Here is a 12,375-nt window from a genome sequence, read left to right as displayed (position 1 = left end):
GTGGCTGGGTCAGGCTGAACCTGCGCTGTCCCCATAGATGCGGCGCGGGCCCTGCGTCCAGTTCCGGCCTTGCGCGCTGCGGCGGATCGGGGCAACAGCGCGGCATGGAAACCACACCCCCCTCCAAGCCGCAGCCGCAATTCCTCGGGCGCGACACGCCGCTGCCCGCTTCGCCGGAAGAGGCGGTGCTCGACTACGTGCCCAACCCGCGCGTCGGGCTTACCTATCTGGTGCGCTTCGTCTCGCCGGAGTTCACCTCGCTGTGCCCGGTGACGAACCAGCCGGACTTCGCGCATCTGGTGATCGACTATGTGCCGGGCGAAACCATCGTCGAGAGCAAGAGCCTGAAGCTGTTCCTCGGGAGCTTCCGCAACCACAACGGCTTTCACGAGGATGTGACCGTGGGGATCGGCGTACGTCTGTTCCAAGAAATGCGCCCGCAATGGCTGCGGATCGGCGGCTACTGGTATCCGCGCGGGGGTATCCCGATCGACGTGTTCTGGCAGAGCGGCGCGCCGCCTGCGGATCTCTGGCTGCCCGATCAGGGCGTGCCCTCCTATCGCGGGCGCGGGTAGCGGGCCGGACTAACCCTTGATTTCGAGCTGCACGAACTTGGGGATGCTCTTGTTGGCTTCGCGCCACTTGGCCAGCGGGAAGGCGCCTGCGCCCAGCGCGGCGAGCGGGATGCCCGCTTCGGCCAGCGCATAGGGCGAGATGCGGTGCCGGGTCATGAACCCGCCGCTGCCGTCGCTGATCAGCTTGGTTTCGAACTGCAGGCCCTGACTGTTCTCGGTGGCATTGACCACCTTGCTGACCACCAGCTGCCCGTGGCCGAGATCGAGCACCACGTCGGTCCCCACCGGCACTCCGGCAAGGCCCGTGATGCGCGCACCGGTCTTGGAGATGTTGCGCAGGATCACGTCGTAGTAGTGATCCTCGTGGATCAGCCCGACCTTGCGGAAGATGGTGATGCGCTCGGCGCGGTGGCGCGGCGGGCCGCTGGGGCGGAACATGGCCGATCCGTGGGCGATCTGTTCGAGCACCTGCTCCTGCGAGAGCGCGCGCGAATAGATGTAGCCCTGCACCAGATCCGCACCGCGTGCCTTGACCAGTTCCAGCTCGTCCATCGCCTCGACCCCCTCGGCGACGGTCTCCATCCCCAGCGCCTTGGCCAGCGCGACGATCGCGGTGATGATCGCCGGGTTGATGTCGCCGTTCTCCGTGCAGCCGCGCACGAAGCTCTGGTCGATCTTGATCTTGTCGAAGTGCCCGTGCTTCAGATAGCCGAGCGAGGAATAGCCGGTGCCGAAATCGTCGAGCGCCAGACGCACACCCAGCTTCTTGAGATCGCGGAAGATGCTGTCGACGGATTCGAGATCGCCGACGAACACGCTCTCGGTGATCTCCAGCTCGAGCCGCGAGGGGGGCAGGCCCGAGGACTCCAGCGCGGCGGCCACGGCCTTGCGGAAGCCCGGCCGGACGAACTGCTTGGCCGAAACATTGACCGCGACCTTGATGTTGCCGGGCCAGGCCAGCGCATCCACGCAGGCTTGCTTGAGCGCGGCCTCGCCGATGCGGACGATCAGATCGTCGTTCTCCGCCACCGGGATGAACTGCGCCGGGCTGATCTCGCCCTCTTCCTCGTCGTGCCAGCGCAGCAGCGCCTCGAAGCACCGGACCTCGTTGGTGGCCGGATCGACCAGCGGCTGATAGGCGAGCTTCAGCTCGTCGCGGTCGACCGCATCGCGCAGCCGGTCGCCGAGCTGCGCGGTCTTGGAGGCCTTTTCGCGCAGCTCGCTGGTGAAGAAGCAGAAGGTCCCGCCACGCGTATCCTTGGCGGAATAGAGCGCCATGTCGGCCGCGCGGGTGAGCTCGTCGGCGTCGAGCCCGTCATAGGGGGCGATCGCGATCCCTACCGATGCCCCGATGATCGCGCGGCGACCGTTGATGGTGTAGGGCTGCGAGACCGACTGCACGATCCGGTTGGCAAGCTCCCCCAGCGTGCCGCGGTCGTCCATGTCGGGCAGCACCACCTGAAACTCGTCGCCGCCCAGACGGCCCACTTCGCCGGCTTCCTTGACGATCGAGGACAGCCGCATCGCGACCTGCTTCAGCAGCTCGTCACCCGCCGGGTGGCCCATCGTGTCGTTGACCTGCTTGAAGCGGTCGAGATCGAGCATCATCAGCGCGCAGGAGCGCTTGTTGGCGCGGAACGCATTGAGCGTCGCGGTCAGGCGCTCGTTCAGCTTGCGGCGGTTGGCAAGCCCGGTCAGCTCGTCGACCTGCGACTGCTTGGTGACCCGCGTTTCATAGGCGTATTGGGCGGAAATATCGACCGCGCTGCCACGATAGCCCTGAAAGGTGCCGCGCGCATCGGTCAGCGGACGCCCGTTCAGCCGCCACCAGCGCGTCGACCCGCGCCCGTCGGCCACCGCGACGACGTGCTCGTCGAGCTTGGAGCGGGCCTTGAGCTTGAAGGCGAGACTGCGCTGGCTCGGTCCGCCGTCTTCATTGTCGACATCCTGAAACACCTGCGTCAGGGCCCGACCGATCAGCGCGTCGCCCGCGTCGCCCAGCTCCACCAGCGCGCGCTGCGACAGGAAGTTGAGGCAGCCCTCGGCGTCGGTCGCCCAGAACATGCCGATGCCCAGTTCCTCGACCTCGCCCAGCACCACGGCCCGGTCGGGCCGCGACTTCGCGTCCGACCGGCCTTGCTGGGGCGCGGAGCGATCTGGCTCGCGCGCGGATTTGAGAAATCCAAGTGGCATGCCCTGTCCTTGTTCGCGGGCCGGAGGCAGAAGGACCCACGCCGTCCCGCAATAGCCGCATCGTGATTGAAATTTGGTTACGCCCGCTTTTGACACCGCTTGGCCGGCCTAGCCCCGCGGCGGCAAGGTGTGCACGGCCTGCGATGGGCGCGGAACCGTTTCGCTGAAGCGGCGTTGTCGCGATGACGGTGCGGTTTGGCATTTTCTTGCTGCTGGCGGCGACGTCATGTAATTTTGCTGCATAGCCGCCAAGCGTCAGGGATCACGCGCCGCGCCTGTTTGCGATGATCTGGGGGGTGGTGTCATTTCTGACAACTCTGTGCTCGACCGCGCGCCTGCGGCGCTGACCAATCCGGTGCGCACCCGCGCCGACTGGGAGGCGATGCGCGCCGCTGCGCTGGCCAATCCGGGCGCGTTCCATGGCGATATCGCGGGGCGCAACATGCACTGGTTCGTGGCCGAGGCAGGCCCTGCCGGCGCGTGGCTGATTAAGGGCGAGGATGGGCGCTGGCACGGCTGGGATGCCGCCAGTGCCGCGCCGGTCAGCCCGGATCTCCCCGATGGTTTCACGCCTTGGCACACCGGCTTCGACGGCTCCAACCCGCCGCACTGGCGCTGGTTCGTCGGCGGGCGCACCAATGCCGCCTTCTCCGAACTCGATCGCCACGTACTCGCTGGCCACGGCGATGAAGCCGCGCTGATCTTCGAGGGCGATCGCTGGGACATGAGCGCCTATGGCGGCAAAGGCGCACCGATCGACTGCTTCACGGTCAGCCGCAAGAAGCTGCTGCTGGAGGTGGCGAAGTGCGCGGTGGCGCTCGAGGCGCTGGGCCTCAAGCCGGGCGACCGCATGGCATTGAACATGCCCAGCATCGTGCCGCAGATCTACTGGACCGAAGCTGCCAAGCGGATGGGCGTGGTCTATACGGCGGTGTTCGGCGGGTTCTCCGACAAGACCCTCAGCGACCGCATCGCCGATACCGGCGCGCGGGTCATCGTCACCTCCGACGGGTCCTACCGCAACGCGCAGGTCGCCGGGTTCAAGAATGCCTATACCGACCCGGCGCTCGACAATTTCGTGCCGGTGACGACGGCGCTGGAAATCCTCTCCGGCCTCGATCTCGAGCTGGGCCGCGAGGATCACGAAACGGTCCTAACCGCAGTCCGCGAGGCGCTGGCGGGGGAGATCACGGTCGACCGGTCGGACGTGATGCGCGGCGTGGGCAAGGCCTTGATCCAGCTGGGCGGCGAGGGGCGCATCACCTCTGCGGATGCCGCCCGCGTGCGGATCGCGATTGCCTCCAGCCTCGTGACCCTTCCGCCGCGCGTGGAGGCGGTGATCGTGTGCCGTCACACCCACCAGCCCGACATGATCTGGCGCGAGGAGCGCGACCGCTGGAGCCACGAACTCACCGACGCGGCACTCGTCACCGTGCTCGAGAAGGCGCGCGGGGCGGGCTTCAATGTCGCTTCCGAAGCCGACCTGCTGGCGCTGTCCGACACCGATTTCGTCCGCGCGATCTGGGCGTCGTCGAAGCCGATGCCGGTCGATGCCGACTACCCGATGTTCTTCATCTACACCTCGGGCAGCACCGGCAAGCCCAAGGGGATCGTCCACGCGCACGGCTATGCGGCGGGCGTGGCCGAGACGATGAAGGCGAGCTTCGACGCACGCCCCGGCGACACGCTGTTCGTAGTCGCCGATCCGGGCTGGATCACCGGTCAGAGCTACCTCATCTGCGCGCCGTTGATGACGCGGGTGACGTCGCTGGTGAGCGAAGGCTCGCCGGTCTTCCCCCACGCGGGCCGCTTCGCCTCGATGATCGAGCGGCACAGGGTGACGATCTTCAAGGCGGGGGTGACCTTCCTCAAATCGGTGATGTCCGATCCCGACAACCTCGCCGAGGTGCAGCGCTACAACATGAGCGGGCTGCGGGTGGCGACCTTCTGCGCCGAGCCGGTCAGCCCCAGCGTGCAAGCCTTCGGGATGGAACACGTGACGCCGCGCTACATCAACTCCTACTGGGCGACCGAGCACGGCGGGATCGCGTGGACGCATATGTTCGCGAATGACGACTTCCCGCTGCGGCCCGATGCGCACGCCTACCCGCTGCCGTGGATCGTCGGCGATGTGTGGGTCGAGGACGAGGCTGGTAAAGGCGCGGACGCTCCCTTTACCCGCTCCGATGAAGGCGGCGCGCCGTGGCGCAAGGCCGATATCGGCGAGAAGGGCGAGATCGTGATCGCCGCGCCCTATCCCTACCTCGCGCGCACGATCTGGGGCGACATCGCGGGCTTCAAGGTCGAAGACGGTCGCGTCGATCCCGCCTGGCGCGGGGACGCTGCGCGCTGGGAAGAAGGCTATTGGCGGCGCTGGAAGGGCGCATGGGCCTATACTCAGGGCGACTTCGCGATCCAGCACGCGGACGGCTCGTTCTCCCTGCATGGCCGCTCGGACGACGTCATCAACGTCTCGGGCCACCGCATGGGCACGGAAGAAATCGAAGGCGCAGTGCTGCGCGACAAGGCATTGGCGCCGGACTCGCCGGTCGGCAACGTGCTGGTGGTCGGCGCGCCGCACCGCGAGAAGGGGCTGACCCCGCTCGCCTTCGTGGTGCCGGTGGCGGGGCGCAAGCTGACGCATGAGGACAAGCGCCGGTTGTTCGATCTGGTCCGCACCGAGAAGGGCGCGGTGGCGGTGCCGGCGGACTTCATCGAGGTCTCGCAATTCCCCGAAACCCGCTCGGGCAAATATATGCGCCGCATGGTCCGCGCGCTGGTGGTGGGCGAGGATGTGGGCGACGTCACAACCCTCCGCAACCCCGAGGCTTTGGACGAGCTCAAGCGCGTCATCGCCGACTGGCAGCGCAAGCAGCGCATGAGCGACGAACAGGCGCTGTTCGACCGGCACCGCTATTTCCTCGTGCAATACAACACGCTTGCACCCGGCAAGCAGGTGGCGACCGTCACTGTCACCAATCCACCTGTCAATGCGCTCAACGAACGCGCGATCGACGAGCTGGTGCTGGTTACCTCGACGCTGGCGCGCGACGACAACGTGGTCGCGGTGGTATTCACCGGAGAGGGCACATCGTCCTTCGTCGCGGGCGCGGACATCCGCCAGATGCTCGAGGAAATCCACACGGTCGACGAAGCGATGGTGCTCCCTAACAACGCCCACCTCGCCTTCCGCACCATCGAGAGCATGAACAAGCCGTGCGTCGCGGCGGTGCAGGGCGTGGCGCTGGGCGGGGGCATGGAGTTCGCGCTCGCGTGTCATTACCGCATCGCCGAGCCCGTGGCGCGCTTCGGCCAACCCGAGATCCGCCTGCGTCTGCTGCCCGGCTACGGCGGCACCCAGCGCCTCCCGCGCCTGCTCGCCGACCGCCGCGGGGCGGAAGGAGTGCGCGATGCGCTCGATCTTATCCTCGGCGGGCGCAGCATCACGGCGGAACAGGCGGCGGCCATCGGCGTGGTCGACGAGCTGGTCGAGGGTGCAACGGATGCGCTCTCGGCGGCTCACGCGGCGGTGCGCGATTTCGTGAAGAACGGCCCCGGCAGCGCGCTCGGCTGCGCCTTCGCGGAGCGGCAGGCGGCCACCGTGCGGTGGGAAGCGGCGTCGGACGTCAGCCTTGACGCGGTGCTTGAGGATGACTTCCTCCAGCGCATCCTCCGGCAGCTCGAATGGGCCGGGCGAGATATTGCGGGCGCGCGGGCACTGGACGCGGTGCGCACGGGGCTCGAACACGGCGTCACCCAAGGCACCGCGCGCGAGGCGCGGCTCTTCGCCGAAGCCATCGTCGACCCGCAAGGCGGCAAGACAGGCATTCGCCAATTCATGGACAAGGTCGCGCCCCCGCTCCCGGTGCGGCGCGACGGGGTGTGGATCGACGCCGAGCACGAGATGCGTGCGCAAGCGTTGGAGGCGGCAGGCGAGCTGCTTCCCGTAGGAGCGCCGTTCTATCCCGGCGTGACACCGATCCCGCGCCACCAATACGCCTTCGGCATCGCCCGCGATCCCGACACCGGCCAGCCCCGCTTCGGCCCGCCCGCGAGCCACGAGAAGGAGCTGATCGTCAAGGTGCCCGAGCCCGCGCCCAATGAGGCGCTGCTCTACATGCTGACGAGCGAGGTCAACTTCAACGACATCTGGGCGCTGACCGGCATCCCCGTCTCGCCCTTCGATGCGCACGAGGAGGACGTGCAGATCACCGGCTCCGGTGGCATCGCGTTGGTCGCGGCGCTCGGCTCGGAAACGCGGGCGCAAGGGCGTATCAAGGTCGGCGATCTTGTCACCGTCTATTCGGGAACAAATGACCTTCTCAGCCCGCAGGTCGGCAATGATCCGATGTATGCCGATTTCAGCATTCAGGGCTACGAGACGGAAACCGGCAGTCACGCCCAGTTCCTGACCGTGCAGGCTCCGCAGATGCACAAGTTGCCGCCTGACCTCACGCTCGAGCAGGCGGGGAGCTATGTGCTCAACCTCGGCACCATCGCGCGTTGCCTGTTCACGACGCTAGAGATTGCGCCGGGGCGGACGCTGTTCGTCGAGGGCGCGGCGACGGGGACGGGGCTCGATGCCTTGCGGTCCTCGGTGCGAACGGGCTTGCAGGTGACGGGGCTGGTGTCCTCCGAGGAACGCGCCCGGTTCATTACCGAGGTGCAAGGCGCGGTCGGGGCGATCAACCGCAAGGATGCGCGCTTCGACGACCTCTACACCGTCGTGCCCGAGGATAAGGCGGAGGCCATCGCGTGGGAAGCCGCAGGCGCGCCGCTGGTCGAGGAATACAAGCGGCTCAACGGCGGCAAGCTGGCCGATTACGTCGTCAGCCACGCGGGCGAGACAGCCTTCCCGCGCTCGTTCCAATTGCTGGCAGAGGGTGGGACGCTGGCCTTCTACGGCGCCTCGTCGGGCTATCACTTCAGCTTCATGGGCAAGCCGGGAACGGCGAGCCCCGAAGAAATGCTCCGCCGCGCCAGCCTTCGCGGCGGCGAGGCGGTGCTGATCTTCTACGGGCCGGGAACGAGCGAACTGCTCGACGAAACCGGGCTCGAAATGATCGAGGCCGCGCGACGGTTCAACGCCAGGTCCGTCATCGCCACCACCACCGATGGCCAGCGCGAGTTTCTGCAATCGCTGGGACTGGAGGATGCGATCGAGGGGATCGTCTCCCTCGAAGCCATCCGCCGCCGCGAGGGCACGAATTTCCACTGGCCTGACACCATGCCGCGCCTGCCCGATGCCAAGGCCGATATCGAGGTCTTCAAGGCCGCCGTGCGCGATTATCAGGACCGGGTGATGAAGCCCTTCGGCTCGGCGGTGGGCAAGATCCTGCGCTCGCCCGACAATCCCCGCGGCAGCCCCGATCTGGTGTTCGAGCGCGCGGGGCAGGACACGCTCGGCATCTCAACCTCGCTGGTGAAGCCCTTCACGGGCCGGGTAATCTTTGCCGAGGACCTCACCGGCTGCCGCTTCACCTTCTACGCGCCGCAGGTCTGGACGCGCCAGCGGCGCATCTACATGCCGACCGCGCAGATTTTCGGCACGCACCTGTGCAACGCCTACGAAGTCGCACGGATGAACGACATGATCGCGGCGGGGCTGCTCGAAGTGACCGAGCCGGAAGTCGTGCCGTGGGGCGGTCTGCCGGAAGCGCATCAGGCGATGTGGGACAACCGGCACACGGGCTCGACCTATGTGGTCAATCACGCGCTCCCCGAAATGGGCCTGAGAAGCCGCGACGCACTGCTTGAAGCCTGGGCCGCAACCCAGACGGCGCCACCCGACGGGGAACCGAAAGACTGATGTTGCATTGCCATTTTTGAAACGTTCGAAGCTCTCCTCCCCAGGGTTTGAACGAAACGAAAAGCGAGACGGTGTCTCGTTGTAATTTCTGTGAGGAGAGAGTCATGGCCAAACTCAAAGCCGTAGCCGCTGCGCCTGCTCTGCAAGGCGATATCCCCGGCCGTCTCGCGGGCAAGGTCGCGGTGGTCACGGGGGCTGCGGGCAATCTCGGCGGCCATATCGTCACCCACTACCTTGCAGAAGGCGCAACCGTGGTGATGACGGGGCGAACCCCCGATCGCACCAAGGCGGCAGCCGAAGCGCTGCTGAAAGCGACCGGCGCGGAACCGGCGCGGCTCGCCACCGTGGCGCTCGATGGCGGCGACATCGCCTCGGTCCGCGCGGCGATCGCCGAGGTGGTGAAGCAGTTCGGCCGGATTGACGTTCTCGTGAACAACGCCGGCAGCGCGGGGCCCAAGCAGCCGATCGAGAACCTGCCCTTGTCGGCGGAGGAGTTGGCCGCGCTCCAGAAGGCGGGCAGCACGGACAGCGAAACGGTCGGGCAGGCGCTGCGCAACATCTTCGGCGTGGCGTGGAACGTCGCGCGGGTGGCGGCTGAGCACATTCCCGAGGGCGGCTCGATCATCAACGTCTCGACCATTTTCAGCCGCACGCCCTATTACGCGCGCGCGGCCTATGTCGTGCCCAAGGCGGCGATGAACGCGTGGAGCCGCGAATTGTCGCTGGAGCTTGGCCCCAAGGGCATCCGCGTCAACCTCGTCTACCCCGGCCCGATCGAGAGCGAGCGCATCCGCAATGTCTTCGCTGCGATGGACAAGGCGCGCGGGGACGAGGCGGGCACCACGGCCAACCAGTTCTTCGACATGATGAGCCTCGAGCGCTCGACCGGCGGCAATCCGAAGGCCAAGACTTTCCCCACCCCGACCGACATCGCCACCACCTGCGTGTTCCTCGGCTCGGACGAAAGCGCGGCCTACAACGGACACGATTTCGAGGTCACCCACGGGATGAGCGTGCGCAAGGAGCAGCGCTCGACCTATCTCGCGCGCCCCACCATGCGCTCGATGGACGGCACCGGCCTCGCCGTTCTGATCGCGGCGGGAGACGACTGGGAAGAGGCGCTCGAAATCGCGCAGGTGCAGCTTGCCTGCGGGGCGGAAGTCGTCCTCGGCCTGCCGCGTGCCGCCGACGTCGCCATCGCCGAGAAGCGCTGCGCCGCGCTGGGCCTGTCGGACAAGCTCGCCATCATCCGCTTCAGCCGCAAGGACCCCGCGGCGATGGAAGCCGCGCTTGAGGACTACACCGCCAAAGGCACGCCGGTCAGCGGCGCGTTGTTCCTCCCGGCGCTCGGGGCTGGCGAACTGAGCGGCGCGATAACCGCTGCCGATGACAGCGTGGTCGAAGCACTGATGGACGCCGAACTGGCGGGCAACATGGCGCTCGCCCGCACGCTGAGCCGCTACTGGAAGCGCCACGACAACCTGCTGCAACCGCCGCGCTTCGTCTTCGTCAGCCATGCCAGCGACGGCAAGGGCGACATCTACGGCCACATCCTGCGCGCCGCCACGGAACAGCTGATCCGCATCTGGCGCGACGAGTCCGAAATCGACACCGCTCATGGCCGCCGCCGTCAGGCCGAGTGGGGCAACCAGATCGTGCGCTTCACCAATACGGAAGCCGAGAACATCCGCTTCACCGCAGGCCACGCCGCACGCATCCTGCTGAAGGAGAGCAAGCTCGGCGAGATCACGCTCTACGTCCCTGCGAACATTGGCGAGGCGACGGGGGCGCGCAAGGCGATGCCTGGCTTCTCGGAGAACATCACCGGCCTGCATCTGGGCAAGGTCGCTCTGATTACCGGCGGTTCTGCGGGGATCGGCGGACAGGTGGCGCGCCTGCTGGCGCTCGCGGGCGGCAAGGTGATGATGGTCGCGCGGCGCGAAAGCGAACTCGCGGTGGCCCGCGCGCGGATCGTCTCGGAACTGGAAGACATCGGCTTCGCGGGGGTCGAGCGCCGGGTGCAGACCCTCGCCAATGTCGATGTCAGCAATTTCGAGAGCCTGAAAGGTGCCGTCGATGCGACGCTGAAGGCCTTCGGGCGGATCGACTATCTCATCAACAACGCAGGGGTTGCGGGCGCGGAGGACATGGTGGTCGACATGGGGGTCGACGCCTGGAACTACACGCTCGATGCGAACCTCGTATCGAACTACTTCCTGATGCACCACGTCGCGCCGCTGATGAAGGCGCAAGGTTCGGGCTATATCCTCAATGTTTCGAGCTACTTCGGCGGCGAGAAGTACCTCGCCGTCGCCTATCCCAACCGCGCGGATTACGCCGTCTCCAAGGCCGGGCAGCGCGCGATGGTCGAAAGCATGGCGCGCTATCTCGGGCCGGAGGTGCAGTTCAACGCCATCGCTCCCGGCCCCGTGGACGGCGACCGCCTCTCGGGCACGGGCGGCAAGCCCGGACTGTTCGAGCGGCGCGGCAAGCTGATCCTAGAGAACAAGCGCCTCAATGCCGTCCACGCCGCCGCGATCAAGGCGATCCGGCGTGGGGTCAGGGTCGAGGCGGTGCTGGCGCGGCTCGCGCGCAACGATACCGTCAAGATGAGCCACGACACCAACAACCCGCGCGAACTGCGCGAGCTGGCACTCGCCTGCGCGCGCGAGGGGGATGGCACCTGCACCTGGGATCAGTATCTTCTCACCCCCCAGATCGCTGCCGGTCTGATCGGGCGCCTAAGGCAGGCGGGCCTGTTCCTCGACGCGCCCGAATGGTCGGAGCGGCCCGCGAGCGAAGACGGCGACTGGCTGCTGCGCGTGCCGCCCGAGGACGCGCCCTTCCTCCCCGCCGACAAGATCGCGGTCGAGGCCAAGAAGGTCGGCGGCGGGGTGCTGTCCAAGCTCTATCTCGGCAAGATGCCGACCGAGCATGACGTGGCGCAGGCGACGGTGTTCTTCCTCGCCGACCGGGCTGTCAGCGGCGAGACCTTCATGCCCTCGGGTGGCCTCAGCGTGGAACGTTCCACCACCGAGCGCGAACTGTTCGGTTCGCCGAAGCAGGAGCGGCTCGACCAGATGCGAGGCAAGACCGTGTGGATCATCGGCGAGCACCTCGCCGATTACCTCGCCGAAACCGCGCGCGCCTTTATCGAGGATTGCCAGGTCGCGAACGTGGTGGTCATCACCCGCACCGCCGAGGCCTTCGACGCGATCAGGGCGCAGCTTGACGAGGATGTCGCCCAGTCGCTCACCTCGCTGGTGGTCGAAAGCGACATCGAGGCGGCGATGGACGATGCCCTGATCCAATGGGGCAAGCCGACCACGATCCTCTCGACCCCGATGGCAGCGCTGCCGGGCAAGCTGTTCGCCGCCGATGATCCGCTCACCCCGGACGAGTTCCGCACCGTGGTGGCTGACAACCTCACCCACCACTTCCGCGTTTCGCGCCGCGCCTCCCTGTATGACGATTGCCAGCTGGTGCTGACCAGCCCCGATGTGCCGATGGGCGACAAGTCCCCGGCCTTCGCGCTGGCGAACTTCATCAAGACCACGCTCCACGCCTTCACCGCGACGCTCGCCGTGGAGAACGAGCGGCTGGTGCATGACGTGCCGGTCAACCAGATCAACCTCACCCGCCGCGTGCAGTCCGAGGAACCGCGCGATCTCGACGAGCATCTGGAGGAAGTGCGCCGTTTTGCCCGCGCGGTGCTGCTGGTCGGCGCGCCGCTGCCCGATGCGGAGGATTCGCGCTATCGCGCGCGGATCTATCGCGGGATGTCGATGACGGTGTAGA

At 67.1% G+C, this 12,375-nt stretch carries 4 protein-coding genes; 3 read left to right on the top strand and 1 reads right to left on the bottom strand.

Features of this window, described 5'->3' with window-relative positions; genetic code table 11:
• Window positions 1-104: 104 nt before the first annotated feature.
• The gene (queF, locus tag E2E27_RS15425; RefSeq protein ID WP_141460621.1) at window positions 105-575 is read left to right on the top strand and encodes a preQ(1) synthase; all 471 of its coding nucleotides are present in this window, start codon (window positions 105-107) and stop codon (window positions 573-575) included.
• A gap of 9 nt (window positions 576-584) precedes the next feature.
• Here queF and E2E27_RS15420 read toward each other — a convergent pair whose 3' ends face one another.
• Entirely contained in the window at window positions 585-2,768 is a 2,184-nt protein-coding gene (locus E2E27_RS15420; protein ID WP_141460619.1) for an EAL domain-containing protein, read from the bottom strand.
• 319 nt (window positions 2,769-3,087) lie between these two features.
• Between E2E27_RS15420 and E2E27_RS15415 the strand changes: the two genes are divergently transcribed.
• On the top strand, window positions 3,088-8,577 hold the full coding sequence (locus E2E27_RS15415) for an AMP-binding protein (protein ID WP_286172768.1): 5,490 nt from the start codon (window positions 3,088-3,090) through the stop codon (window positions 8,575-8,577).
• Between the two features lie 104 nt (window positions 8,578-8,681).
• On the top strand, window positions 8,682-12,374 hold the full coding sequence (locus tag E2E27_RS15410; protein ID WP_141460617.1) for an SDR family NAD(P)-dependent oxidoreductase: 3,693 nt from the start codon (window positions 8,682-8,684) through the stop codon (window positions 12,372-12,374).
• The last annotated feature ends 1 nt before the right edge of the window (window position 12,375 follow it).

Origin of the sequence: Porphyrobacter sp. YT40, assembly GCF_006542605.1 — a bacterium.
Taxonomy (GTDB): domain Bacteria; phylum Pseudomonadota; class Alphaproteobacteria; order Sphingomonadales; family Sphingomonadaceae; genus Erythrobacter.
This window is presented reverse-complemented; position numbering and strand designations above follow the sequence as displayed.